Genomic DNA, 26472 nt, shown 5'->3' on the forward strand with positions numbered 1-26472 from the left:
GTACGCGCGGTTTGTTGCGTCTTACATTTCGTGCGTTCCCGCAGGAGTCTTCGTGGATTTTTACTTGGTTATTCAAAATTGTTTGAGTGCCTGGCACTTTGCAAAGACACCATCCACATCGTTACCTTCTAATTGTTTGGGTGCCTGACACTCGCATAAGCATGCCCCTAGCATCATAACAGTCCTTAAAGCGTAAAAATCCACTTCGCTTTCCGCGGACACGTTGTAAGTCGCCACCCTCGCGTACGCGCGGTTTGTTGCGTCTTACATTTCGTGCGTTCCCGCAGGAGTCTTCGTGGATTTTTACTTGGTTATTCAAAATTGTTTGAGTGCCTGGCACTTTGAAGTCATCTCTGTAAACCCTATTGGCTATACCCATGAAAATTCAGAATTGTTTGAGTGCCTGGCACTTTTATTTGGCACTTTTATTTATTTATCTTTGAAATTGTCGTATCTTCTATGAAGGTTGTTGTATTGAATAAAAATAGCACATCTTCAATACTATTTTCAGTCATATATTGCGTTATATTACCGTTATAGTAGCGCAGGTCTATGACATGTATTTCAGGAATATGATTTGTCAAAAATGGAATGACGTTATGAGCATAAGAGTCTTTGATGACTAAAAGCTTCTGTTGTTCTATCTGTTGTGGTTCAAGCTTTGTCGTAAGCTTCATAAGTGCATGTACTCCTCCTAAGAAATAAGAATATTGATCCTTTTTCTTAAGATAGCTTGTATCATACATTGTAGTGAAAGTTTGATTAGAATCTGCGATATACATCTCTGTTTTTGCTTGCTTACGTGGAATATAAGCTTGAATTTGATCAGGCGTTACATTCGTAAATTGACTTCGTGTATGATAGCTTCCAAGAAATGAATTACTAACGTTTTTGATTAAAAAATCGCTCTGCGAAAGAGGCTCCCACCCCATTTGCTTTGCATACGCAACATACGCTAAATAGGCTCCATATGTCGTCCAATGATGGTCAGTACGGTAGTAAATTGTTTCAGATGCATGTGGCTCTAAAAAATCAAAACCATTGATAAACGTTAAGTCATTGTGCAGTTGTTGTTCTATCAATTGATTGACTTTTTTTTGAGGATACGCTGGTGCTAACCACGGTAAACGCTCTGGATAAAGACCAATTGATGTCGGGGCAAGCAAAAATGTCATGTTCACTTTTGGATGCTTATTGGCAAATTGCTTTACTACATTTATATCTTGTTGCACCTTCGTATTATCCGGTTGTGTAAACTTATCGAATAAATAGCCGTCTTTCCCTTGATAGATGTCATTATTCTCTTGTTGCAACCGGCCTTTTTCCGTGGCTGATTTCAACCACAACCATTTGTCCCGAAATGGGAAATGGTCTGTAACAAAACGCTCCGCTTCCTCGGCATATTTTTTCGATAATACATCATCCCATGATAAATGTGGGGCTACTTGTAAATACCTATTTTCCAGTTCAGAGAAGCGGTGATGAGGCAAAATGAAAAATAATAGAGCAAAGAACAGCATCGTACCGACAAAACAAAAAACTAATAATCGCTCTGCATTTTGCTTCAAATTTGGCTACCTCCTTAAAAACGAAAATATAAAAATGGGTTAAACGTAGCGTCGACTAAATAAGCTACAGAAAGAAAATATAATAAGCCATACCAAGCAATATGGAAAAATGATAACGCACTCGTTTTCTTCCATAATTTCATCGGTATTGAGGCAATGATTAACACTAGTAGTAGCACTATATTCGTATAAAAATAGTACCCAGTGTCATTATTCCAAAGTGATTGTCCATTGAACCCGAACATGGCAGCCAAATATTTTCCTATTAAAGACGGTTGATCGAAGGCGAACAACACCCATCCAATTAAAATAAGGAAGATAGCATATAAATGTCTTGTCCAACGAGGTAAACGAGAAAGTAACGATAGCCCCCACCATTTTTCAACAATAAGGATGACGCCGAAATATAGCCCCCACCCTATAAAATTCCAGCTCGCTCCATGCCAAAAGCCTGTAAGTAGCCAAACGATTAAAATGTTGCGCATTTGTTTGGCTAACCCTCTGCGATTGCCACCAAGTGGAATGTATACATAATCGCGGAACCAGCTGCTAAGTGAAATATGCCACCTTCTCCAAAAGTCAGTAATACTTTGGGCAATATAAGGCTTGTTAAAATTTTCATTAAATCGAAAACCAAACATCAAGCCAAGTCCAATTGCCATATCAGAATACCCGCTAAAATCAAAATAGATTTGGAAGGCAAAAGCAATAATTCCTAACCAAGCTGTCAATATAGGCATCGTTTCAACATTCGAGCTAGAAATCGTATCCCAAAGTAAGCCTATATTATTTGCAAGTAGCACCTTTTTAGCTAGGCCAATAACAAAGCGCTGCACACCTTCTGCAAACATACTTATATTTTCTGCACGATGCTGGAGTTGTTGAGCAATCGTATTATATGTCACGATTGGGCCAGCAACTAATTGTGGGAACAGTGCAACAAACGTCCCGAAATCAATCCAGTTCCGCTGTGCTTTAGCTGTTCCCCTGTAGACGTCTATAATATATGACATTGATTGGAACGTATAAAAGGATATACCGATTGGCAAAGGAAGTTCTGTTAACGGAATATCCGTGCCAAGTAATGCATTCACATTTTGAATAAGAAAATCTGCATATTTAAAATAAGATAACAGCATTAAATTGACGATAATAGAGCATACAACAATGCCCTTTCTTTTTACTGATGACATATTTGGCTTATCTAATAACAAACCGAAAGTATAATCTGTCAGCGTAGACACTAGCATAATCACGATATAAACTGGTTCGCCCCATGCATAAAAAATTAAACTCATTAAAAATAAAATTAAATTTCTAATTTTTCGTGGCGAGCAATAATAAAGCGTTAGCACTATTGGCAAAAATACGAATAGAAAGAGCAGGCTACTAAATACCATGTGCTATTTTGTTTCAAAGAAGCTATCGTAAACTTTTATCAGCTCGTCCGCACTATCAGAAATCACAAGTAGCACATAATTTCCTTTTGTAATTAGTTTGTAGTTTTTAGCATTTTCATATTGATCTGGTAAATATTGTTCGAATAGTTTTTGAACATTTTCTGCACGTTGTTTTACTGCCGCTTCGATGTCTGGGATATCCTTAGCGTCCTTTACTTTGAATATAGCAATTTCATTGGATTTAACATTCATCATTGGGATTCGTACTGAATAATCCGCAAGCTTTGCTGCATCAATATTGTATAAATCCTTTAATTCTTCTGCAGATAATTCCATTAAAACAGGTTGCTCCACCTTTTCTAACATTTGGTCTGCCATTTCCTTTGCAGACTGTTTTACTTCAATTGTTGCCTCTTTATCTCCTGAGCAAGCCGAGATTACGATGGCAAGCATAGCCGTTAATAATATCATTATTGTTTTTTTCATGTTAAAAACTCCTTTTTTATTGTGATTCAATGGGAGTAGACGTGAATCATCTACTTACGTTACATAAAAAATTTTTTCCTTTCGTATTTTTTTGCTTTTTGTAAAATAATTATACTTTTTTTAACAGGAAATACTTATCTCTATCCATTTATCTATGTAAAAATATCCATAAAAAAATGGTATATCGAAACGTTTCCGATGTACCATTTTCATGTTTAAATTCATTTTCTCGATAATCGATAAACTAAAGCAATATACAGTAAATCGTACATTAAGGTTGCCATAGAGGTAATGGTAATGAATGGGGTTCTAAAATAAATAAAGAAACCGACAGCAGCAAATAACGTCCCAATCATTTTACACACCGCAATGGCCATAGATTGCCCGGCTAAACTTCCCCTGCCGAGTAATAAACCGATAAATAGTCCAGACATCATTAAATTTTGTACAAATGCTGCATATTTTCCTTCCATATCATGTAGTTCTTGTGAGAGTGAAATAATGATTAAAAAGCTTACGCTAAGTGTAAAGAGGAATGATGTGTAAAAAAGTTTTGATGAAATCGTTTTTTTATATTCATGGCGCCCATATATTAAATATTGCCACATAATGACAAGGTCGAGTACAAACCATATAAACGAAATAACACTTTGTAAATCATTTTGCGGATAAATAAATGTAAAGATAAATTCCCATGAAATATTGGCACATATTGCAACCATTGGCATACCATATTTCTCATCTTTAAAGCTTCGTTTAATAATAAGTATGTATGTCAAAATCCAAAATAGTCCCATGCCTAATTGGCAAATAAATAGAAAATAATATTGACTCATAAACACGCTCCTTTTTAATTTGCTTAATAGAATGCAACCTCTTCTTTGTTACTGTATGACTAGTAGTGAATCTATTATGTCAGCTGGAAGAGGTACAATTTTATACAAGTAAAAATATAGCGCTCCAGTCAATTAGCCTGTAAGTTAAGATGCACGATGCATAAGCTATACATTGGCAATTCAATTCGATATAGTTAAACGGGGTGATGATATGAAAACTAAAATTTATTACAACAATGAGCAGTTCATAGCAGGAACTACCTTAAAAGATAGTACGGAACTCGAGCAAAACAATATGGCACTACACATTTGCACCAGCCCAGATGATGTAGTAATCAATCGAAAAAATTTAGCGGCGACCTTACACTGTGATGTAAATGATTTCATTTGTACGCAACAAACACATAGTGCTAATTTTCATCGAGCGACGTTAGCCGATAAAGGGTTAGGGGCACTGCGACAAGATACAGCCATTGCGAATACTGATGCGCTTTATACTTTTGAAAAAGATTTAATGCTCTGTAGTTTTACAGCTGATTGTGTACCTGTCATTTTTTATAATAATCGCCATGGCGTTATCGGTGTTATTCATTCAGGCTGGCAAGGGACAGTCAAGGAAGTGACAGTCAAACTCTTCCAGCATTTAATAGAGACAGAGCAATGTAGCCCTCAAGATTTCTACGTGCAAATCGGCATGGCCCTTAGCCAACAGAAATTCGAGGTAGATGCCGATGTCTACGAACAATTTAATCGTTTAGGCTATGCAGATGATTTTATGTATTACAATGCACAAACAAATAAGTATCACATTGATAACCAACAAACTGTGAAAAAGCAATGTGAGCTTGCAGGCATTCCTTCACATCAAATTACAATTGATAATACGTGCACGTTTCTTAGTGACGAAGGTTTCTCCTACCGTCAAGATAAACAGTGTGGCAGGCATTTGAGCTTTATCATGCGAAAATCATAAGGACCACATACCACAAACATACAAAAAGGCAATTTATCACAATTTTAATAATGATAAATTGCCTTTCCTTCTATATGGTTATTTCACATATCCTCATTTTTAAACTGCACAGAAAATGGCTATCCTATATAACATGTCCATTGGTTTTCAAGTTCATTGTATAGGAGGAATAATTATTCATATTCCATATATAATTTTTCTTAGCTTACTCATCTCGTTATTAAATATATTTGATGGTTTTGCAACACACTTTGGGTTACTACACAATAAAATTGAAGAGGTAAACCCGATTATGAACTTTTTATGGGTTTCAAGCCCTGCGTTGTTTTTAGCAGTGAAAATGATGCTGTCATTATCCATTTCCTATCTTTCCTATTTAGTTTATAGACTGAGCGGTACTCGTTTCCAAAAACTATACACGATCTGTTTATCGGGGATTCTCATCCTTTACTTAGCTATTTTTAGCATGCATTTGTATTGGTTAACAGTTCTATAAAACGAACGCCCTCTTGCTTTATAGTAAGATGCTTATTTTAATGTTCCCGTACTAATGATTGATGTTTTCACATGAACATCAATTGCTACTTTACTAACAATTTCCCTCTTCTTTTCAGTAGTCCATTTTCCGTAATAGTACATTCGGAAATATTCACTTAAACCACTTGGATCTACTTGCCATTCATTGAGTTTATATAGAAACTTTTTAATATCTTGCTCTAACTCTTTATTTACATCTTTTTCTAATTTTGCTAAACTTTCCGTTGTAAATAAATCGTTTTCTCTTTCGCCTTTGTACTCACTTAATGTCCCTTTTATCTCTATTGATATAGTGAGCTTGGGTGAAGTCATACTTTTATTGCTCTTTATGTGGACATCATTTTCAACTAAGTCAATTAATAGTTTTTCTTTGCCATGTCCCTGTTCCATAGTAATATCCAATGGGGCAAGGTTTTTTCTTCCCTGTATTGCTTGAATAATAAGTGCCTCTTTTGGATTGATTAATTCAAACATTTGGTTACCTCTAAATACGGCAATTCCTTTTATTTCAATTTTATCGCTATTTTTATCAACAAACGGAATAATAGGATCGAACACAGGATTGGTAATCGTATACATAAAATCGTGAATGTTTGTATTAGGATTAAATGCTGTATTAATGCTTGGTTCCAATAAATCGTTTAAATAAAAGTTAATATTCGGTTTATCCGGATAATTATATTTCAGCATTTCTTCTCCCTTTTCCTTCACTATCGCAATAAGTACTTTATTACCAACTTCCGCATTTCGGTATAAATGTTGAATCACTTTTCGCACATTACCCTGACGCGCAAACTCCTCATTAAACAACACAACACGTAATTGATTAAAAACAATTTTTTTGTCTGAAAGCTTTTCTATTTCGACAATTCCATTAGAGACGAGGTCCGTGACGACCGTAAAAGTCTGTGTACTACGTTGCGCTTCAGGTGAATATTGAGGAATTGCAACGGTTAATTTCATGCTGTCCTTATCTATATAATCAAAGGCGATAATACCAACCATACCGACATCTTCAAGTGGTACTTTTTTTTCTCTTTCTGCGCAAGCAGCCAAAAATAAAAGCTGTAAAAAAAGCATAAGACAAAGAAGTTTTTTGCTCATAATTGCACCTGCTTCTTTTTTCGAAGTGCATAAACCATCATTAATAAAATGGGCCATAAGATTAACATATAGGCAACATAGTTTGCACCATAAAATAATTTTTCTTGAAAATCTCTTGAAAAAGGCATTTTCACAACAAAGAAAATAATTATTGCTAAAATGTATAAATAAGCATTACTTTTTTTAGATAGTAAAGAATCTACCCCTTTTTTCGCACACCATAAATAAGCAGCAACCGTAGATAATATTAAAAATACCCATAATGTAATGCCGAAAATATCAATCCTTTCAATAAAAGAAAACTCTCCAGCTTTAAATAAATTTAATACTGAGAATTCAACATTTTCCAACTGCCATTCGGAATAGTACATCACACTAATCGCTGTTGTGATAAAACAAAGTAGGATACTTATCCAAATGCCTATTAATGTATGCCGGTATGCTTTTTTTTGATCGACAATGTAAGGAAAATAAAACATGATTAACTCATAGCCTAAAATCGATAAATAACCTCTTTTTACCGCTTCATAAAAGTCGTTCACACTAAAAAAATTATATAAAGGTAGAAAATGACTAAAATCGCCTTTTTCAAATGCCCAATGTGTAAAATATACCATGCCAATCGTTAGAAAAAAGGTCATTATACAAAATCGCGCAATAGATTTAATGCCTCCACTGACAATGTAAATAAGCAATAATAAAAAACAAAAAACAGGTCCAGTAATTGTTTGCTCTTGAAGCGCAGTACTTTGAATGAGATGCATATAATTACTAATAATCCCTGCAATAAAAATAATAAATTGAATAATGAAAAAAAGGTTGATAAATTTCCCTAACCATTTACCTAGTAAAATTTCATTTATACGGAATAGGTTTTCATTTGGATATTTTGAATTAATCCAAACCATTGGGTAAAGTGTAATACTCGCAATCACGCCAAAAAGCAATGGCATAAATGCCTGGCTATATCCTAAAGAACTAAGTTGCTGAGGTAGCGAGAGAATGCCAGTACCGATCATTATGCTTTGTGCCAAAAAAACTACATGATATGGATTTAATAGCTTCTTGCTCTTACCTGTACTCAACTTAAACCACCTCGAATTCTGTAACAGCTTTTATTTTTTTTGCGCTCTAGAAATACCTTTCTTTTCGTTTAAATATTTTATCGGAAAGCGAAGAATACCATCGAATAAATCTCTCCCCTTACGTGGAACAACTGGAGTCATATAGGGTGTACCTAAAGAATTCAGTCGTAATAAATGAGCAAATAGCCAAGCAAAGGCGAGCATTAACCCGTATAATCCAAAAAGCCCTGCTGATAAAATAAAAATATAACGAATAAATCTACTTGTATTACTCAATAAAAAGATTGGTGGGAGGAATGACAGTAAGGCAGATGTTGCAACTAATACAATTAAAATATTACTAAGCAATCCAGCTTCAACCGCCGCAGTACCAATAACGATACCTCCTACGATACCAATCGTTTGCCCGACTTTAGCAGGCATTCGTGACCCAGCTTCGCGGAGCACTTCAATAATTAGCTCTATAAACAATACTTCTATTAGTGGTGGAAATGGTACTTTACTTCTAGATTCCTGCAAGTTTAACAATAGCTCGTATGGTAAAATCTCAGGATGGAATGTCAAAGCAGATATATACATCGGTGTAATCATAATGGTCATAAAAAAACCGAAAAATCGAAGCATCCGTAGCAACGATGCCGTTGTCCAACGGTTATAATAATCTTCGACAGAAACAAACATTTCGAAAAATGATGTTGGACAAACAATAGCTGCTTGGCTATTATCCATAAAAATCACGATTCTTCCATCAATAAGGTACTGACTAACACTGTCTGGTCGTACACTCATATAATGCTGTGGGAAAGGAGATAACGGATTATCTTCAATCAGCTGCTTGAGCTCTGATATATCTGTAAAGAAAGGATATTGTAATTGATCAATTCGCTCCCGTAGCCTGTCTAAATTTTCTTTATTTACGATATTGTCCATGTACAAAATTGAAATTTTAATATTTGTTTCGGTTCCTACAGTGCGCGTTTCATTTTTTAACATGGGATTTTGGATCCGTCTTTTTACTAATGAAATATTGGTCTCTAATGATTCTGTAAAAGCATCTTGAGGCCCTATAACTGTTGACTCCGTTTCGGTATTCGTTATCGAACGTGTAGGGGCACTATATGTGTCAATCACTTGCAATTGGCCAGGTTTGTGGAAAAATATTAAAGTTTGACCAGCATTTAATTTTTGTATAATTACATCTATATCTTCTAAGTCAACTGACTCCGATACTTGAAATATTTGATTAACATGATTCGCTAACGGAATAAAAACCATCGATTGTAATGTCATTTTCTCGATAAGAGAGGAGAAATAAAAAATCGTAACAACACCTGCATCTGTAGCCATTTTTTTTATAACTACATCATCAATTTCTTGAATCTTCTTCTTTATCTTTTCAATTACTTGCTGTTCTTTTTCTTCCATGTCATTTCTCCCCTCTTATTAAGGCTTATTGAAATTGCTCACTCCATTTAACGCTTATATGTACCACGCATACACCATCACCATATTATTCATGTAGTTTGTCCTTTTTCTGAATAAATATGTATTAATTGTTTCTTTATAAACGACAAAAGGATATATCTCAAGCTAGAGATATATCCTTTTCTATTATTTTGTATGTTTATTTATTTTCAGATCGACTTTTCCCAATACCGAACACATAATAGCTCAGTGTAATAAGAATAAGGAAAATAATCCCTACAATTAATGAAACTCGTGTATCCTCATTAAACCACATACCGATGAGTACCATTATTAGAAATGCAATTGTTGCATAGTTTGTTAAAGGAGCAAAAGGCGTTTTAAATGGGTGATTTTCCAATTGTGACCCTTTAACTTTTCTAAAGCGAATCTGACTAATCAAAATGACAAACCACGGAATCATTCCTGGCAATACACTAGCACTATAAACATAGACAAATAGGTTTTGTGGCGCAATGTAACTTAAAATAACGCCAACAACTAAACCAACTAGTACACCTGCTGTACCTAGGATTGGTACTCCATTATTTGAAAGCTTTGCAAAAAACTTAGGTGCCTGACCATTCATAGCAAGAGTGTAAAGCATGCGCCCAGCACTATAAATCCCACTATTACAGCCACTCATAGCTGCTGTAATTACGACAAAGTTAATGATACCTGCCGCTGCAGTAATACCCACTTTTGCGAAAGTGGCAACAAACGGACTGCCGATAGTCCCTAACTCATCCCACGGATAAACCGTTACAATAATGAAAATTGCACCGATATAGAAAATTAATATGCGCCAAATAATACTTTGTATCGCATTGGTAATAGTTGTTTGGGGATTTTTTGCTTCTCCCGCTGTAATCCCAATAAGCTCTACTCCTTGGTAAGCAGCAACAACTAAAGATAGTGCAAAGAAGAATCCTGTCCATCCGCCAGTAAAGAAGCCTCCATGGGACCAAAGATTTGATAGACCAATTGCAATGCCTCCATTGCCAATACCAAAGAAGATAAGGCCAAAGCCCGCCACAATCATTAGCACAATCGTGACAATTTTTATCATCGCAAACCAAAACTCAAATTCCCCAAATGATTTAACTGAAATAAAATTGGCAACACCAAGTATCACCATAGCAATCAATCCAGGAATCCAAGCGGGCAAATCAGGGAACCAATACTGCATGTACGTTCCGACAGCTATAATTTCGGACATCCCAACGATAACCCACTGGAACCAGTTACTCCATGCCGTTAAATAACCTGCTAATGGATGAATATATTTATAACCGAATGTTGCAAATGATCCTGTACTTGGCTCAACATAAAGCATCTCACCCATTGCACGCATGATAAAAAATATAAAAATACCTGATATAGCATATGCAAGGAGCACGGATGGCCCAGTCCACTGAATAGCACTGGCAGAACCCATAAATAGACCTACACCTATGGTACCACCAAGAGCAATCATTTGAATATGTCGTGCCTCCAAGCCTCTATTTAATTCTTTTTTTGCCACTTGTATACGCCCCTTTTAACTAATAACGCTTCGATAATTTACTTTATAAATAATAATAAATTCTTCCGATAAATACAAATGTATTTTTAGGAAAAACATATTTTTTGATAATAGTAGAATTAAAAAAGTAAGCATATTATCTCGTAACTTTGTTGTCATGTGCTTTAACACGCAACATTTGAAGGGGCTTAAAACCCACTTACAGCAAGGTATGCGTGGACAAACTCCATGTGAAATTTATTATTCATTGTCGAAATAAAGAAACGTACTTCATTACAATTATTAAATTTAAAACAAACAAATAAAAATTGTTTTATGTATACAAATAATTATTTCAGAATATTCTTAATTGTTATTCCGCGCACATATAATACCATTATTTTTCATTTAATTTTAATATTTCTTAAAATTCCATCAACTCAACGGAAAATTAGCAAAAATAATTGACCTGAAAGTTAAAAAAGTATAATATTTTTACATATTTCTATGAAAAAGAGGCTTACATGTGAGAAATTTATTATTTAGAAGAAAAAATATAACTGATTTATTAAAAAAAGATGGAACACTTCAGCTCAAACAATCGCTAGGCGCTTTTGACCTTATATTGCTTGGCGTCGGCGCTATTGTTGGAACAGGAATTTTCATCTTACCTGGCACAGTTGCTGCCACTCACGCAGGACCTGGAATTGTTTTTTCATTTATCATAGCTGCTATCGTTTGCGCCTTAGCTGGCATGTGCTATTCTGAGTTTTCATCGAGTGTACCTGTCACTGGAAGTGCCTACACCTATGGGTATATTGTATTTGGGGAAATTGTTGCTTGGTTAGTTGGCTGGGCACTGCTTTTAGAGTATGGCTTAGCCGTTGCAGCTGTTGCAACAGGATGGTCATCTTATTTAAGTGCTTTACTTGCTGGCTTCCAAATTTCGATTCCAACAGCAATCTCGGGTTCATTCAATCCCTCTGCTGGTACGTATATTAACTTACCCGCTATTGTCATAATTTTCGCTACTGCATTTTTCTTAACACTTGGCATAAAAGAGTCAACAAGATTAAATTCCATTATGGTGTTCTTGAAAGTTGCAGTGATTTTACTATTTATTGGCGTTGGTATATTTTACGTCGAGCCAACAAACTGGCAACCATTTCTACCATTTGGCGTAAGCGGAGTATTGGGTGGCGCAGCACTTGTATTCTTCGCTTACCTAGGATTTGATGCTGTTTCATCAGCAGCTGAAGAAGTAAAAAATCCTCAACGAAATATGCCCATTGGGATAATTGGTTCACTATTAATATGTACTGTTCTTTATGTCATTGTTTCACTAGTACTAACAGGCATGGTCCCATACACACAGCTAAACGTCAGTGATCCTGTAAGCTATGTCATGCAACTCGTTCATCAAGATTGGATTGCTGGTATCATTTCATTAGGTGCGGTTGTAGGAATGATGACAGTTATTCTTGTTATGTCCTATGGAGGGACACGCCTACTATATGCACTAGGACGTGATGGTTTACTGCCAAAAAGCATGGCAGAGCTAAGTCCAAAATTCAAAACACCAGTGAAAAACACTTGGGTATTCGCAGTGCTTGTTGCTTTCTGTGCTGGCTTCGTTCCTTTGTCAAAGCTAACTGAGCTTGTCAATATGGGAACACTCGTAGCTTTCACAATCGTCTCAATTGGTGTCATTTATTTAAGAAAAAATAAAAACATTCCTTCAGGCGGCTTTAAAGTACCCTTCTTCCCTGTGTTACCTATTTTGTCATTCTTCATGTGTTTATTTTTAATTTCACAGCTATCCATACATACATGGATTGCTTGTGGACTGTGGTTTATATTTGGCTTGATTATATACTTTGTATACGGGCTGAAGCATAGCACAATGAATTAAGTGTCTAAATTAGAGTGCCTGACACTCAAACAATTCTGAATTTTATCTTCACACGTAGAGTTCGGTTGGAATGCACGAAATGTAAGACGCAACAAGATCGCATTAGCACGAGTAGCAGCTTACGGTAAGCCCATGGGAGTGCCAGGCACTCAAACAATTTTTTGTCCGATTATAACAAATAAAATCCGCTGAAAGCTCAGCGGATTTTACGATTTATAAGTCTTATCGAATTATTGCAACAATGTTTGTTCCTGAAGTTTTGCCGCAAAATATTTGCGCGCATCCGCGGTAAGAATTTGCAAATGTACAACCTCATCCTGCCGCGCAAACTCCACAAACATACCACTTAAGTTTTCATAAACATATTTGATTTTAAAGCCATTATCTAAAAAGTGGTCAACCTTTTTTATTTCTTCCGTACTTTGTAAGAAATCTGACATACCCACACCCCTCTTTTACTTTCTACTCAGCACCTTTTATTTCAAGTATTGGATCAGCTTGATCTGCTGTCTCAACGTCATCTGGATTGGCTGCCGGCTGAGACACTAATTCTTGACCAAAAAGTTCATCCAAGTTGTGACCAGCAGTTATTCCTAAATACTTTGCATCACTTGGATCTTCTAGTTCAGCTTGTGGATACTTTTTGAACCACCAATACTTCGCTAACACATAGTAAACGAGCGCTCCTACACCGAATCCAACTAGCGATGAATAAGCGGAAAATACATTTGCCACTGCACCACCGATAATCCAAGCGATTAAACCTGCCAAGTTAAAGCCATTCATATATTTGAATTGACCATTTAGCTCATACAAATCTTTTACGTTCACACGTCGTTTGCGAATCAAATAATAATCTGCGAATAAAATACCGACAATTGCTGTTAATATACCGCCTATAATTAATAGCGCATTCACTAAAACATCAAATAAGCTCCACGGCTGTGCAAGGATTCCTATAACCCCTGCAATGACAACGCCTACCCAGAACGGAACTTTTGGTCCGCCAATATTGGAGAATATGGTAGCTGCCGGTATTACATTAGCAGATGTATTCGTTGACCATTGTGCTAAAACGATCATTAATAAAAGTATCCCTAAAATAATGCCACTCGCACTTTGCTGTAATGCGTTGATTGGATCAGCAGATGCGACAGCCATATAACAAACCGCCCCAATTGTAACGATAAACGTATTTGTAATAGGCATAACAATTAACGAGCCGACTAACTGTGTTTTGTTACGTTTAAACCAATTGCGCTCATTTTTTGGTGCTTTAAAGAAGCGAGAAAGGGACGGCATGTCAGCTGCTAATGTAGCCCAGAAGCCCATATTCGCCATAATGACAATCATAAATGCTGTAAAAGCCGCTACACCTGTAGTTGGCGTTTCCACCCAAGACCAAACATCTTTTCCTTGAGTAGTGGCAGCATCTGCTAATGTTATATACATCCAACAGGAAATCAATATTATAATCGGCGCCGCTAAATCTGCAAAGCGCTCAATTGATTTAATGCCTAATGAAGTATTAAATAGCTGAAGAGCAGCAAAGACAAGAAAGCATAGAAACCAATTATTAAAATCAAATAGTAAATTTAAAATACCGTTAATAGCCATTGCTCCGAAATATGTGTTTATACCAAACCAACAGGCTGCTGTCACACCTCGAACTAATGACGGTATATGTGTTCCAAACGTACCGAAAGGCGCACGCATATATACAGGAAATGACAAGCCATGCTCTATCCCGATATCACCAATTAACGTCATAAATACACCGATTAAACAAGAACCGATTAACGTAGCCAAAATTACCATAGGTAAAGGTAAACTAATAATAGCAGCACCGCCAATTGCAAAGGCCGCTAATACTATAGCCATTCCTATCCAAATAACTGCAAAACCGAATGCTCCAATATTTCTTTGTTGATGTGTCACTGGAAGTAAATCAGGGGATTTCAAATAATTCCCGTCATGTTCCATACATTTCGCTCCTTTTTAATAGATTATGCATCGGCATCAAACAATCCGAATGATGCGTACAGCCGATATCACTCATCATTTCTGACATGAGCCGGTAGCATGATTTTTCGTTCAAGTAGCGCATCATTACTTGGCAACGGATGACTGCCCTACTGAATGAAATTTTCCGTGACATCTACTTGAGGTTTCCTCCCTTTAAACGATATGAAAACAATCACTAAAGGGAGGTGGAATAACAGTTACTAATTAACAGTCGAACCTTTTATTTAGATAGACTACTCATAATTAATTGACGTTCATTCCAAGTCATTGGCGCAATAGCAGATTTTCTTTCAACCATTGTTATTGCCCCATCAACTGGGCACACAATGGAGCACAAATTACAACCGACGCAATCCTCCTCACGAACCTTTAACAACGGCACTCCATTTTCTGTATACAAATCAATACATTGATGAGATGTATCTTCGCATGCAATATGGCACTTATTACAGTTAATACATACATCATTATTAATTTCCGCGACAATTTTATAATTTAAATCTAAATTGCCCCAGTCTGAATAGCGGGACACCGAGCGACCGACTAAGTCCATCACAGATGCAATTCCTTTGTCATCTAAATAATTATTTAGTCCATCAATCATATCCTCGACAATACTAAATCCGTGGTGCATCGCTGCTGTACATACTTGCACACCTGTTGCACCCATTAAAATAAACTCGGCGGCATCTTGCCAATTAGAAATACCACCTATACCCGATATCGGAACATTAATGTGAGGATTACGGGCGCACTCTGCTACCATATTCAGTGCAATTGGCTTAACAGCTGGACCACAATAGCCGCCATGTGCTCCTTTACCAGCAACATGAGGCACAGTATTCCATGTATCTAAATCGACACCTGCCAAGCTATTAATTGTATTAATCATACTAATAGCATCTGCCCCACCTCTTGTCGCCGCTTCAGCAGTTACTGTTATATCCGTTATGTTAGGCGTTAACTTCACAATGACTGGTGTACGTGCTGCTTCTTTCACCCAATACGTTTGCTTTTCCACCAATTCAGGTACTTGACCAGAGGCGGAGCCCATTCCTCGTTCTGCCATCCCATGTGGACAACCAAAATTAAGCTCAAGACCATCTACCCCCACATCTTCTACTCGTTTTACAATTTCATGCCACTTTTCCTGCTTCGGTTCTACCATAAGGGAAGCAATAATGGCATGGTCAGGGAACCTTTTTTTCGTTTCATAAATTTCTTTTAAGTTTACTTCTAACGGTCTATCTGTAATCAATTCAATATTATTGAAGCCTGCCACTCGTTGTCCGTTATAACTGACTGCTGCAAATCGTGAAGATACATTTAAAATTGGTTCACCCAATGTTTTCCATACAGCCCCACCCCACCCCGCTTCAAATGCACGTTGTACTTGATAGCCTGAGTTCGTTGGCGGTGCTGATGCAAGCCAAAATGGATTTGGTGATTTGATCCCCGCTAAATCAATTCGTAAATCTGCCATGTCACTTCCCCCCTTATGCAATCTCGCTTGGTTTTCTTAAACGCTCATGAATCTTATAAGCTGCATCTTTACCTTGCTGAACTGCTGTTACAACCATTGCCTCACCTTGTCCGTTTCCAAATACAACATCACCACATGCAAACACTTTTTTATTTGATGTTTGCATCGTCGTTTCATCAATATCGACAACACCATTTGTATGCTGTATGCCAAAAGATTCAATTAATGATACGAAACGTGTTTGACCAATCGCTTTGATGACTGCATCCACGCTTATTATAAAGTTGGACCCAGCAATTTCTTCTGGTCTTTGGCGACCATCTGCTCCTGGTGCACCTAGCTTCATTTTCATGCATTCAATACCAACAACTTCCCCAGCTTCATTGCCGATAATTTTTTTCGGCGCAGTTAACCAGTTGAACTCCACTCCATCTTGCTTGGCAAACTCAAATTCAAATTTGTAGGCCGTCATTTCCTTTTGTGTTCTTCTATAAAGAATTTTCACATTGTCCGCACCTAATCGCACAGCACAAGTAGCCCCATCAATTGCTGTATTACCAGCACCAATAACAGCTACGCGTTTCCCTACCATATCAGTTGGAAGCGCTCCCACTTTTGTTTGCTTTACAAACTCAATTGCATCATGGACACCGATAAGATTTTCTCCCTCGATGCCAAGATTCGGCACTGCCCCCATACCAACTGCTAAAATAACACTGTCAAATTGTTCTAAAATTTCATCTGCTGAAATATCAATACCAACCCTAGTATTTGTTTGAATGTTTACACCAAGCTTCACAATTTGTTCAACTTCCCAATCGGCTACCTCATTTGGTAATCGGAATGACACGATGCCGTAGCTTCCTAACCCACCTGCTTTCGATTCAGCCTCATAGATTGTGACACTATAACCAAAACGACTAAGCTCACGAGCCGCAGAAAGACCCGCGGGACCAGCTCCAATAATAGCGACCTTTAGTCCGTTACTTTCGCCTTTCTTAAATAGCTGTGTATTTGTCTCCATTGCCCAATCAGTAGCATAACGCTGTAGTTCTCCGATTTTGATTGGCTTTGTTGAGGCATTTAATACACATGCCCCTTCACAGAGCTCTTCTGTTGGACAAACTCTTGCACAACTTGCACCAATTGGGTTTGCTTCTAATATAGTAGTAGCAGAGCCCTTCATATTACCTGATGCAATTTTTTTTATGAAATTTGGTATTTGAATGCTCGTTGGACACGCTTTAATACATGGTGCGTCATAACAATAGAGACAACGATTTGCTTCTTCAATTGCTTCATTTTTTGTCATTCTGTCGGTTAATTCAATAAAATTACGCTTTAGTTGCTTCGTCATTTCATGTTCTTGAATCGGAACCATTTCCACATCCCCCTCATGTGTTCTTGATGTGACTCGCCATTGTTTAATAGCCGATTGTCTTGTTCTCCAGTCAAAACAATCGGCCATGCATAGCCTTTTATTCAATTATGCCTTACAAGAATTAGCCTAGGGTGAACCCCACTGAATGTAAGTGCTTTCCACACTTATAAAATAGAAAATCTGCTGAAGCAAGTTATATTTTTATCGTTTCTGCAGCAGATGTTTTCAACTCTCGTTTTATAAAGCGCCCACTACCTAATACACCGACAAATTCTTTTTCTTTAATAACATATTCACCACGTACAAGGACAGAAATTGGTTCACCCGTAACTTCCCAGCCTTCATACGGATTGTAATCGACATTCATATGATGTGTTTTAGCTGAAATTTCGCGTTTTACATCAGCATCGAAAATCACAATATCCGCGTCTGAACCAATGGCGATTGTTCCTTTTTGTGGGAATAAGCCAAAGATTTTTGCCGCACTTGTCGAAATCATATCAACAAATTCATTGATTGTTATTTTGCCTTTAGCAACACCTTCTGAATATAAAATGCTAAAGCGATCTTCTATAAACGGTCCACCATTCGGAATTTTTGAAAAATCATTTAATCCTAATTGTTTTTTACCGTTAAAACTAAATGAGCATTGATCGGAACCAATTGTTTGTAATTGCTTCGCTTTTAAGGCATTCCACAGATGCTCCTGATGATATTTCGGACGAAGTGGTGGTGACCAAACGTATTTCGCCCCTTCAAAGCCTGGTTGTGCTAATGCAGACTGATCTAAAGTTAAATAAGGTGGACATGTTTCCCCATACACGTCGTAGCCTTTTTCACGCGCAGCGATAATTTCGTCTACTGCTTCTTTACAAGTAACATGGACAACATACAGTGTTGCACCTGCTAAATGAGCTAGTTCAATCGCACGCTTTGTCGCTTCACCTTCTAACTCTGCTGGACGAGTAAGTGCATGGTAAATAGGCTCTTTATGTCCCGCTTTTCTCGCCTCTTCAACAAGCTCGTCGATTACAGAGCCATTTTCACAATGCACCATAACGGTAGCGCCAACCTCTTTTGCAATTTTAAAAGCTTTAAAAAGGGTGCGATCTGTCGCTTGGAATTCTTTTGCATAGGCCATAAAGACCTTTACAGATGTAATCCCTTCTTGCTCTAGCAACACGGGTAACTCCGCCTCTGTCTCTGGGGTTAAATCACCAATCATTAAGTGGAATCCATAATCAATCGCTGATTTCCCCTTTGCCTTTTCATGCCACTTCTCAACAGCTGTAGAAAGCTTCTTTTCACCAGCCGTTAAACAAAAGTCTAAAATGGTTGTTGTGCCACCAAACGCCGCCGCAATCGTACCAGATTTCCAGTCATCATCTGTCACTGTATTGTTAAAGGGCATATCTAAATGAGTATGCGGATCAATCCCTCCCGGCATAACATATTTGCCAGTAGCATCAATAATTTCTGCGCCTTCTACAGATAAATTTTTGCCAATTTGTACAATCTTTCCGTTTTCTATGAGAATATCTGCCTCGTACACATCTGAAGCAGTTGCTACTCGTCCACCTTGAATGATTTTTTTCATGCTATCCTCACCTTTCGTGTCTATTCAAGTAAATTATATTGAATCTATTCTAGTAGCCTGATAGTTTGCAAAATCACCATAAAAATTTAACTTGCACTGATAGCACAGCTCTTACTAGTTTTACTGAAAAGTAAGAGTCCGTCATGTTCTAGTAAAACTAATTTAACGTATACGATGCCCCTATACTAAATTTCGTTTGCATTGTTAGTACCGTTTCAAGTAGTACATCTGCTCCCTTTGCGCAATCTTCAAACGATGTTTCCTCCTCCTCGCAATGACTCTTACCATTAATACTCGGTACAAATATCATTGCTGAAGGAATCATACTAGCTATATATTGCGCATCATGTCCTGCACCACTAAACATTCGATGAGAGCTATAACCAAAGCGTTCGCAGGACATTTCGATTTCATCACAAATTTGTGTATCAAACATTACCGTATCTCTACCCCACAGTTTAACTGGCTGTATGTGGCAACCCATATCCTCTGTAGGTAAGGCATTCAATATCTCTTCGACCTTTTGCATTACCTCAGGCTTTTGATGACGCGAATCAATTGTAAACGTCACTTTATTTGGAATAACCGTATGAATATTAGGAAAAACATTCATTCGTCCAAACGTGAACACTAATTGTTCGTCAATTTCCCCAAGCTGTTCATGTAAAGTCAGCATTGTTTTTGCTGCAACAATCATCGGATCTTTGCGCATTGACATCGGGGTCGTTCCAGCATGATTAGATTCACCTGTGATAGTAATTTCATAACATACCATTCCAAGTACCCCTTGGACAACGCCAATTTCTAATTGCCTCGCTTCTAGTACTGGCCCTTGTTCGATATGAAGTTCGATATAAGCTAGCGCCTCTTTTAAACGATGCTGCGGGTCACCCTCATAACCACTAGCTTTTAATGCCTCTTGAAAGGACATGCCATTTTTATCGACCGACTGTAGCATTTTGTCCTTTTCAAATTTCGAAGCAATTACGCCTGAGCTCATCATCGCTGGATCAAAGCGAGCACCTTCTTCATTTGTAAAATTAACAATCATTAATGGCACATCTAGCTCTACATCGTTGTCCTTCAATGTTCTAATCGCTTCTAAAGCTGTTAAAACACCTAAAACACCATCAAACTTGCCACCCTTTTCAACAGAATCTAAATGTGATCCCATGACAATTGGAGGAACTTCTTTTTTTCCTGGTAGAAGGGCATAGATATTGGCCATATCATCCACCTTGATTTCCATACCTAATTCCTCGCAGCACTTACAAAAATAATCCCTAGCTAAAACATCCTCATTCGAAAGAGACAAACGCGTTACGCCACCGTTTATAGTAGCCCCAAACTGACTAAATTGTTCAATTGAATCTTGCAATCGTCTACTATTACATTTATACATATGCAAGTCCTCTCTTTCACAGTAGTTAATAAATATTCTAAATTAGATAAAATTTACGAGATATGGATATAAAACTAAAAAAATATGTGCATCTGCACATGATATATGGTAAGTTATGTTCATATTAAGGGGGGAAACTATGGGAACGATTCGCAAAATTGTGGAGGGAGTTCAATTCCCTATGCTGACATTAGTAGCTGGACAAAGTGGAGCACATCGCAGAGTTACCGGTATTAACGTAATAGAGAGCATTGATTTAATTATGTTTTGTCGACCAAATGAACTAGTCGTCACTACAGGTATTAACTTATCACAGCAAGAAGATTCCTTAGAACAACTCGTTAAGTTAGCTTACGCAAAAAAAGTAGCAGGCTTTATTATTAACATAGGCCCTTATATTTCTGCTATTCCACAGTCGATCATCACTTTTGCTAATGAGCATGATTTCCCTGTTTTTCAAATGCCTTGGCATTGTCGAATAGCTGATTTATTAAAAACAACTTTTCAATTTATTGCGAACCATCATCAAGAGCATTCCATCGAAGAAAAGGTCCTTTATAATTTACTTTTTCATTATAAAAAATATATGGACACGACAAAAGAACAACTGGCGCAACTCGGATTCCCACAAGGTAGAGAGCTTGCTATCATCACTTGCTCAACGATAGGCACCCAGTCTAGCATTGACCGATATGAGGTCATGGTCCAATTTGCATTTCAACATCGCTATAAACGGTTTTTAAAACTAAAGCATAAAAATCACCTCATTTTTTTAATTGATAGAGCACAAATCAATACACCGAACATCCCCTTCTCTAAAATTGTTGAAGAAATCTATGATAAAATTAAACAAAAAAATGGCACCCTCGATATGATTATCGGTAAAGGAAACTATCAAAAAGAGCACGAAAATGTACGTAAAAGCTATGAAGAATCATTAACTGTTATTCAATTAGCACAGCTTCATAACAACCGATTTTTATATAAATATAAAGATATTGGCGCCTATCAAATTATTATGGCCGTTCAAAACCAACCATTAATGCAATCCTTTAGTCAAGATATATTAGGTCAATTACATCGCTACGACGAGCTACACAACACAGATTATGTAGCATTTTTACGCATTTTTCTCGAGGAAAATGGCAGTACGAGTAAAATTAGCGAACGACAATTTATACATCGTAATACCGTCCTATACAAAATTAAAAAAATAGAAGTGCTTTTAGATATGGATCTAACTAATCCATTTACAAAAACAAATCTCTACTTAGCTTTTTTAATAGAAGATGTGTTAACACATCAATAATAAAAGTTTGTAGTATAGTACTCCTTCCGTTATTTATGTCTGAATTTTCAATCAATAGATTGTCCTTCTAAAACAATTAAGCTATTCATATAAAGTAATAATGGAGTAAACGCCATCTGTTGCAATTAAGCGCAACATTAATAACTGGTAATAGGTTTTAGTAGTATTGCTATAAATTGAATAGTTCATCATTGCTAGAATTGAAGGAGGAATGTTTAGAATGGTAACGAATACAGGCGTAAAAGAACTAGGGCATTTTATTAATGGGGAAATTGTAGTTGGCAAAAGTGGAAACTTTTCTAATGTTTACAACCCTAGTACAGGAGCAGTAATTGCACGTGTCCCACTTGCAACAAAGGAAGAAGTGCAAGCGGCAATCGTTAGTGCTAAAAATGCATTTCCAGCTTGGCGCGGACTTTCAGTTGGAAAACGTGCTGAAATTGTGCTGAAGTTTCGGCAATTACTAACAGCACGCATGGATGAATTAATCGACTTGATTTGTACAGAAAGCGGGAAAACGATTGAAGATGCCAAAGGTGAAATTACAAGAGGCTTAGAATCCGTTGACTTGGCAATCAATGCGCCTCATTTAGTAAAAGGCGAGTATTCAGTTAATGTAGGCGGGAATATTAATGCATATTCTGCAAAAGCACCACTTGGCGTTGTTGCAGCGATTTCCCCCTTTAACTTCCCCGTTATGGTCCCACTTGCTATTACAAGTATGGCAGTTGCTGTAGGGAATGCCGTTATTTTAAAACCGTCTGAGCGTGTTCCTTGCTCTGCTCTCTTTTTATCAGAGCTTTGGAAGGAAGCAGGTTTACCAGATGGGATTTGGACAGTTATTAATGGTGACAAGGATACAGTAAATGAGCTTTTAACGAATCCTACCATTGAGGCTATTTCATTTGTCGGATCAACACCAGTGGCTGAATATATTTACGCAACAGGCTCTAAGCATGGGAAACGTGTTACAGCATTAGGTGGTGGCAAAAACAATATGGTTGTTATGCCTGATGCAGATTTAGAACAAGTTGCAAATGCCTTTTTAGGTGCAGCGTATGGTGCAGCATCACAACGATGTATGGCAATTTCTACAATCATCCCAGTTGGTGAAACTACAGCTGATAAACTTGTAAAAATATTAGCTAATAAAATTGCAGCTTTAAAAGTAGGACCTTATACTGATCCGGGAGTTGATTTTGGTCCTGTTATTACGCAACAATCGAAGGATGCCATCATAGGCTTTATTGAACGTAGTCTACAAGAAGGTGCTACTATCGTGTGCGATGGTCGTCAACCAGAAATTTCGAAAGAATCTAATGGTTTTTATTTAGGCCCAACATTATTGGATCACGTAAAACCAGGTATGGAAATTTATGAGCAAGAAGTATTCGGGCCTGCTCGTAATGTCGTACGTGTTCAAACATTGGAGGAAGCTATTGATTTAATTAACAATCACGAATTAGGAAACGGGGTAACTATCTTTACAAATAATGGAGCAGCCGCTCGTAAATTCACTTCTGAAATTGAAGTTGGTATGGTAGGCGTAAACGTACCTATCCCAATTCCCGTCGGCTACCATAATTTTGGGGGCTGGAAACGTTCAAAATTTGGAGAAGGTCATATGTTTGGACCAGACCAAGTCCGCTTCTTTACGAAAGCTAAAACTATTTCCGAAAAGTGGTTTGAGGATACTACAGAATCTGCATCATCCTTCGCTTTTCCAAGTAATAACGACTAGAAATACAAGCCGTCTCAGTGTACATATGAGACGGCTATTTGTTACTAAAAAACTGATGGACCAAATGTGCCATCAGTTTTAAAGTGTTTACTTTTTCTTGTTATTTGTATCTTTTTTGTTCGTTTTTGGAACATCTGTGAAATCTGCTTCTTCCCCAGCTTCCATACCATAACTCGGATTGCTGTTAATACGAGTATGTGGATCGAAATCCGCATCTTCATCCAATCGCTTCATGAGGATTGGAATTGATACTAGTCCAGCTATTCCGACAAGAGCATATACCCACCTAGACAACACGGCTGTTTGTCCACCAAATAAATATGCGACTAAATCAAATCTAAAAAATCCTATTAGTCCCCAGTTAATTGCACCTATAATTACAAGAACTAAGGCAATCCTATATAATACACCCATTCGTAGTACCTCCTTTCTTTCTAAATTGGCGAAGCAATTCAAATGTCTGGCCAAGGATAAACCTTCACCATTGTAAAAAGCAACGCGTTGCTATGACTAATGGCAAACTAGCCTTTTGTCAATGTGTCATGTAAGTTATTTACAACACTCATAATGACGGTCTTATTTTTCGCAATAACTGTTTTTTTATACAAAGGTACGCTTTGCTAGTCTATAACAGCAAAAGAGCATACAAAAAGCACTAATAAATCCCCAAAATGAACATTTATTAGCGCTTAATATTTAGTATTAGTTAATTACCTTTATGAAATGACTTTTCATGCTGAAGTAACCATTCTTTCCGCCATAAACCTCCAGCATAACCAGTTAACGTTCCATTTGAGCCAATAATACGATGACAAGGAATAACAATGCTAAGTTTATTTTTGCCATTTGCATTGCCAACAGCTCTTATCGCTTTTTCATTGCCAATTGACATAGCAATCGTTTTATAAGTCCCTATTTCAGCGTACCCTATATTAGTCAATGCTTGCCATACTCGTTTTTGAAAGTTGGTGCCTTCAACGCTATATGGAAAAGTAAAAGTAAAACGTTGCCCATGAAAATATTCATCCAATTGCTTTAGGCAATCAAGTAGAATTTTCGGTGTTGAATCTTTTGGGATATTTATTATTTGTTGTCGCTCGGAAAACATAATTGAACAAACAGCTTCATCACTTCCTATAATTTCTATAATACCGATAGGAGAATTGTAATCCACTTTATACTTTGTCATATAATGACCTCCATAAATAAAAGGTTGCATATGCTTGCCACCCTTGCCAATGTGCTTCAAACTCTTTTAATTCATCTATTGTCGGTTTTCGATTTAATGCTAGTTGCATTTTCAAGGCATTATGAAGTCCTACATCGGCAATTGGAAACGAAGTTGGATCATGAAAGCATTTCATTAAAACATAATCCGCAGTCCATGCTCCAACTCCTCTTATTGCCATAAGAAATTTTTTAATACTGGTACTATTTTGTTCCTTCAGCAATTTTTCTTTATTTAATTCACCACTTGCCATCGCATGTGCAATTGCAATTATATATTCGGCTTTTCGAATAGTAAATTGCAATGCTCTTACATCATCTATATCTAAAGACGCGATTTTTTCGCATGTTGGAAATACCCAATAGGTTTCCCCTTCATAAGTCACACTTTCACCAAAATGTTCAACAAATCGTTTTTTTAGTGTATAAGCGAATGTTAAATTTATTTGTTGTCCGATAATCGCCCATACAAGCGCTTCAAATAAATCAGGAATACCTATTATTCGTAATCCATAATATTTTTTTACAGGTTGCTGCAAAATATCATCTTTTAGTGCCATTTTATAAAAAGGTGCCAAGTTTCGATCTAAGTCGAACCATTCCCTTATATAAGCTATCACTTGTTCAACAGCAGCTTTAGAAGGCGTGTTGAGTGGAAAGTGGACCTTAATCGTTTGTGCGCTATAGCTAATTTTACATAAGATGAATTCATTGTTAATTTTTAGTAACTTGTATAAAATTTCATTTTTTATCGTATGCAGTACCTCTTGATTGGATCTAGCTAAAAATAATAAGCATTCATCATAGTTAAATAACATTGGAGTACTTAGCTCAACGTGGCATTTTTCCTCTGACTGTTTCATATTCATAGCTCCTTATATTGAAGGCTTCGATATTCAGTGGGAGAGCATTTTTTTTGGCGACGAAAAACTGTGTAAAAATTAGAAGAACTGCGAAATCCAGTTTCAAAGCAAATTTCTAAAATGGTTAAATTCGTACTCTTTAGTAAATGTGCTGCTTTATCGATTCTTATTTTTTCTAAATAAGTTCGTGGGGTTTCAGCAGTTGCTTGTTTAAATAAACGTTCAAGATGAAAGGGGCTTATCCCAACATGATTGGCAATATGCTGCAACGTAAGCGATTGCTTGTATTCTTTCATTAAAAATGATGTAACCGCTTTGATTAGTTGCGCATGTGGAGAGTGCTCAACTTCAGGTTGACACCGTTTACAAGCACGAAAGCCTGCTTGCTCAACCTTTGTTATATCATCGTAAAATGCTACATTTATTTTTTTCGGTTTTCTTGACCTGCACGAAGGACGACAATAAATTTTTGTCGTTTTTACTGCCGTAAAAAATAATCCATCATAAGTTCGATCACAAGCGATTATTTTCTCCCACATTTCATCAAATGAAAGATTTACGTTACTGTCCATTTA

23 protein-coding genes are annotated in these 26472 nt (G+C 36.9%); 5 read left to right on the forward strand and 18 right to left on the reverse strand.

The annotated features are described in order from the left end of the window. Positions 1-425 precede the first annotated feature (425 nt). From ACIP9C_RS02125 to ACIP9C_RS02140, 4 genes are all read right to left on the reverse strand, one after another. Complete coding sequence (locus tag ACIP9C_RS02125) at positions 426-1568, reverse strand: DHHW family protein (protein ID WP_401008197.1); 1143 nt, start codon at positions 1566-1568, stop codon at positions 426-428. 14 nt (positions 1569-1582) lie between these two features. Beyond that, positions 1583-2968, reverse strand: a complete 1386-nt coding sequence (locus ACIP9C_RS02130) for an MBOAT family O-acyltransferase (RefSeq protein WP_401008199.1) — start codon at positions 2966-2968, stop codon at positions 1583-1585. A gap of 3 nt (positions 2969-2971) precedes the next feature. Then, positions 2972-3454 carry a DUF4358 domain-containing protein gene (locus ACIP9C_RS02135; protein WP_401008200.1) on the reverse strand — a complete coding sequence of 161 codons (483 nt, stop codon included), beginning with the start codon at positions 3452-3454 and terminating at the stop codon, positions 2972-2974. Between the two features lie 221 nt (positions 3455-3675). Continuing rightward, positions 3676-4290 (reverse strand): transmembrane-type terpene cyclase, encoded by a 615-nt coding sequence (locus ACIP9C_RS02140; protein ID WP_401008202.1) that lies wholly within the window; start codon positions 4288-4290, stop codon positions 3676-3678. Positions 4291-4501: 211 nt separating this feature from the next. Here ACIP9C_RS02140 and pgeF point away from each other — a divergent pair, with 211 nt between their 5' ends. Beyond that, entirely contained in the window at positions 4502-5263 is a 762-nt protein-coding gene (gene pgeF / locus ACIP9C_RS02145) for a peptidoglycan editing factor PgeF (RefSeq protein ID WP_401008204.1), read from the forward strand. 133 nt (positions 5264-5396) lie between these two features. Further along, positions 5397-5759 (forward strand): DUF5658 family protein, encoded by a 363-nt coding sequence (locus ACIP9C_RS02150; RefSeq protein ID WP_401009167.1) that lies wholly within the window; start codon positions 5397-5399, stop codon positions 5757-5759. Between the two features lie 32 nt (positions 5760-5791). Here ACIP9C_RS02150 and ACIP9C_RS02155 read toward each other — a convergent pair whose 3' ends face one another. From ACIP9C_RS02155 to ACIP9C_RS02170, 4 genes are all read right to left on the reverse strand, one after another. Continuing rightward, positions 5792-6904, reverse strand: a complete 1113-nt coding sequence (locus tag ACIP9C_RS02155) for a Ger(x)C family spore germination protein (RefSeq protein ID WP_401008206.1) — start codon at positions 6902-6904, stop codon at positions 5792-5794. Continuing rightward, positions 6901-7989, reverse strand: a complete 1089-nt coding sequence (locus ACIP9C_RS02160) for a GerAB/ArcD/ProY family transporter (protein WP_401008208.1) — start codon at positions 7987-7989, stop codon at positions 6901-6903. The genes ACIP9C_RS02155 and ACIP9C_RS02160 overlap by 4 nt, the downstream gene beginning before the upstream one ends. Before the next feature lie 30 nt (positions 7990-8019). After that, a complete protein-coding gene (locus ACIP9C_RS02165; protein ID WP_401008210.1) occupies positions 8020-9414 on the reverse strand; it encodes a spore germination protein in 1395 nt (464 codons plus the stop codon). A gap of 199 nt (positions 9415-9613) precedes the next feature. Beyond that, positions 9614-10978 carry an amino acid permease gene (locus ACIP9C_RS02170; protein WP_401008212.1) on the reverse strand — a complete coding sequence of 455 codons (1365 nt, stop codon included), beginning with the start codon at positions 10976-10978 and terminating at the stop codon, positions 9614-9616. A gap of 505 nt (positions 10979-11483) precedes the next feature. On the opposite strand from ACIP9C_RS02170, the gene bcaP reads away from it, so the two are divergent. After that, entirely contained in the window at positions 11484-12869 is a 1386-nt protein-coding gene (bcaP, locus tag ACIP9C_RS02175) for a branched-chain amino acid transporter BcaP (RefSeq protein WP_401008214.1), read from the forward strand. Positions 12870-13099: 230 nt separating this feature from the next. Here bcaP and ACIP9C_RS02180 read toward each other — a convergent pair whose 3' ends face one another. The 6 genes from ACIP9C_RS02180 to ACIP9C_RS02205 form a co-directional block, all read right to left on the reverse strand. Beyond that, positions 13100-13309 carry a hypothetical protein gene (locus tag ACIP9C_RS02180; RefSeq protein WP_401008216.1) on the reverse strand — a complete coding sequence of 70 codons (210 nt, stop codon included), beginning with the start codon at positions 13307-13309 and terminating at the stop codon, positions 13100-13102. Positions 13310-13331: 22 nt separating this feature from the next. Then, positions 13332-14852, reverse strand: coding sequence for an NCS1 family transporter (locus ACIP9C_RS02185; protein WP_401008218.1), 1521 nt, complete (start codon positions 14850-14852; stop codon positions 13332-13334). Between the two features lie 262 nt (positions 14853-15114). Beyond that, a complete protein-coding gene (gene preA, locus ACIP9C_RS02190) occupies positions 15115-16377 on the reverse strand; it encodes an NAD-dependent dihydropyrimidine dehydrogenase subunit PreA (protein WP_401008220.1) in 1263 nt (420 codons plus the stop codon). Positions 16378-16390: 13 nt separating this feature from the next. Further along, positions 16391-17758: an NAD(P)-dependent oxidoreductase gene (locus ACIP9C_RS02195; RefSeq protein ID WP_401008222.1), complete on the reverse strand. Its 1368-nt coding sequence runs from the start codon at positions 17756-17758 to the stop codon at positions 16391-16393. A 193-nt stretch (positions 17759-17951) separates the two neighbouring features. Beyond that, positions 17952-19355 carry a dihydropyrimidinase gene (hydA, locus tag ACIP9C_RS02200; protein ID WP_401008224.1) on the reverse strand — a complete coding sequence of 468 codons (1404 nt, stop codon included), beginning with the start codon at positions 19353-19355 and terminating at the stop codon, positions 17952-17954. A gap of 157 nt (positions 19356-19512) precedes the next feature. After that, positions 19513-20757, reverse strand: coding sequence for a Zn-dependent hydrolase (locus ACIP9C_RS02205; RefSeq protein ID WP_401008226.1), 1245 nt, complete (start codon positions 20755-20757; stop codon positions 19513-19515). A 139-nt stretch (positions 20758-20896) separates the two neighbouring features. Here ACIP9C_RS02205 and ACIP9C_RS02210 point away from each other — a divergent pair, with 139 nt between their 5' ends. Further along, positions 20897-22066: a PucR family transcriptional regulator gene (locus ACIP9C_RS02210; RefSeq protein ID WP_401008228.1), complete on the forward strand. Its 1170-nt coding sequence runs from the start codon at positions 20897-20899 to the stop codon at positions 22064-22066. 220 nt (positions 22067-22286) lie between these two features. Then, positions 22287-23807 (forward strand): CoA-acylating methylmalonate-semialdehyde dehydrogenase, encoded by a 1521-nt coding sequence (locus ACIP9C_RS02215; RefSeq protein WP_401008230.1) that lies wholly within the window; start codon positions 22287-22289, stop codon positions 23805-23807. An 87-nt stretch (positions 23808-23894) separates the two neighbouring features. On the opposite strand, the gene ACIP9C_RS02220 is transcribed toward ACIP9C_RS02215, so the two are convergent. From ACIP9C_RS02220 to ACIP9C_RS02235, 4 genes are all read right to left on the reverse strand, one after another. Then, the gene (locus ACIP9C_RS02220) at positions 23895-24221 is read right to left on the reverse strand and encodes a DUF378 domain-containing protein (protein WP_401008232.1); all 327 of its coding nucleotides are present in this window, start codon (positions 24219-24221) and stop codon (positions 23895-23897) included. A 292-nt stretch (positions 24222-24513) separates the two neighbouring features. Further along, positions 24514-24996 (reverse strand): methylated-DNA--[protein]-cysteine S-methyltransferase, encoded by a 483-nt coding sequence (locus ACIP9C_RS02225; RefSeq protein ID WP_401008234.1) that lies wholly within the window; start codon positions 24994-24996, stop codon positions 24514-24516. Next, positions 24983-25897: a DNA-3-methyladenine glycosylase family protein gene (locus tag ACIP9C_RS02230; RefSeq protein ID WP_401008235.1), complete on the reverse strand. Its 915-nt coding sequence runs from the start codon at positions 25895-25897 to the stop codon at positions 24983-24985. Before ACIP9C_RS02230 ends, ACIP9C_RS02225 begins: the two co-directional genes overlap by 14 nt. Positions 25898-25899: 2 nt before the next feature. Continuing rightward, a complete protein-coding gene (locus tag ACIP9C_RS02235; RefSeq protein ID WP_401008237.1) occupies positions 25900-26469 on the reverse strand; it encodes a bifunctional transcriptional activator/DNA repair enzyme AdaA in 570 nt (189 codons plus the stop codon). Positions 26470-26472 lie beyond the last annotated feature (3 nt).

It is taken from the genome of Lysinibacillus sp. NPDC093210 (genome assembly GCF_044753985.1).
In the GTDB taxonomy this organism is placed as follows: Bacteria; Bacillota; Bacilli; order Bacillales_A; family Planococcaceae; genus Lysinibacillus.

What these genes read in the sequence shown, in the direction of transcription:
- ACIP9C_RS02130 (WP_401008199.1), bottom strand. Translation starts at nt 2,968, where the DNA reads ATGGTATTTAGTAGCCTGCTCTTTCTATTCGTATTTTTGCCAATAGTG.
- ACIP9C_RS02135 (WP_401008200.1), bottom strand. Translation starts at nt 3,454, where the DNA reads ATGAAAAAAACAATAATGATATTATTAACGGCTATGCTTGCCATCGTA.
- ACIP9C_RS02140 (WP_401008202.1), bottom strand. Translation starts at nt 4,290, where the DNA reads ATGAGTCAATATTATTTTCTATTTATTTGCCAATTAGGCATGGGACTA.
- pgeF (WP_401008204.1), top strand. Translation starts at nt 4,502, where the DNA reads ATGAAAACTAAAATTTATTACAACAATGAGCAGTTCATAGCAGGAACT.
- ACIP9C_RS02150 (WP_401009167.1), top strand. Translation starts at nt 5,397, where the DNA reads ATGTCCATTGGTTTTCAAGTTCATTGTATAGGAGGAATAATTATTCAT.
- ACIP9C_RS02155 (WP_401008206.1), bottom strand. Translation starts at nt 6,904, where the DNA reads ATGAGCAAAAAACTTCTTTGTCTTATGCTTTTTTTACAGCTTTTATTT.
- ACIP9C_RS02165 (WP_401008210.1), bottom strand. Translation starts at nt 9,414, where the DNA reads ATGGAAGAAAAAGAACAGCAAGTAATTGAAAAGATAAAGAAGAAGATT.
- ACIP9C_RS02180 (WP_401008216.1), bottom strand. Translation starts at nt 13,309, where the DNA reads ATGTCAGATTTCTTACAAAGTACGGAAGAAATAAAAAAGGTTGACCAC.
- ACIP9C_RS02185 (WP_401008218.1), bottom strand. Translation starts at nt 14,852, where the DNA reads ATGGAACATGACGGGAATTATTTGAAATCCCCTGATTTACTTCCAGTG.
- preA (WP_401008220.1), bottom strand. Translation starts at nt 16,377, where the DNA reads ATGGCAGATTTACGAATTGATTTAGCGGGGATCAAATCACCAAATCCA.
- ACIP9C_RS02195 (WP_401008222.1), bottom strand. Translation starts at nt 17,758, where the DNA reads ATGGTTCCGATTCAAGAACATGAAATGACGAAGCAACTAAAGCGTAAT.
- hydA (WP_401008224.1), bottom strand. Translation starts at nt 19,355, where the DNA reads ATGAAAAAAATCATTCAAGGTGGACGAGTAGCAACTGCTTCAGATGTG.
- ACIP9C_RS02205 (WP_401008226.1), bottom strand. Translation starts at nt 20,757, where the DNA reads ATGTATAAATGTAATAGTAGACGATTGCAAGATTCAATTGAACAATTT.
- ACIP9C_RS02210 (WP_401008228.1), top strand. Translation starts at nt 20,897, where the DNA reads ATGGGAACGATTCGCAAAATTGTGGAGGGAGTTCAATTCCCTATGCTG.
- ACIP9C_RS02215 (WP_401008230.1), top strand. Translation starts at nt 22,287, where the DNA reads ATGGTAACGAATACAGGCGTAAAAGAACTAGGGCATTTTATTAATGGG.
- ACIP9C_RS02220 (WP_401008232.1), bottom strand. Translation starts at nt 24,221, where the DNA reads ATGGGTGTATTATATAGGATTGCCTTAGTTCTTGTAATTATAGGTGCA.
- ACIP9C_RS02225 (WP_401008234.1), bottom strand. Translation starts at nt 24,996, where the DNA reads ATGACAAAGTATAAAGTGGATTACAATTCTCCTATCGGTATTATAGAA.
- ACIP9C_RS02230 (WP_401008235.1), bottom strand. Translation starts at nt 25,897, where the DNA reads ATGAAACAGTCAGAGGAAAAATGCCACGTTGAGCTAAGTACTCCAATG.
- ACIP9C_RS02235 (WP_401008237.1), bottom strand. Translation starts at nt 26,469, where the DNA reads ATGGACAGTAACGTAAATCTTTCATTTGATGAAATGTGGGAGAAAATA.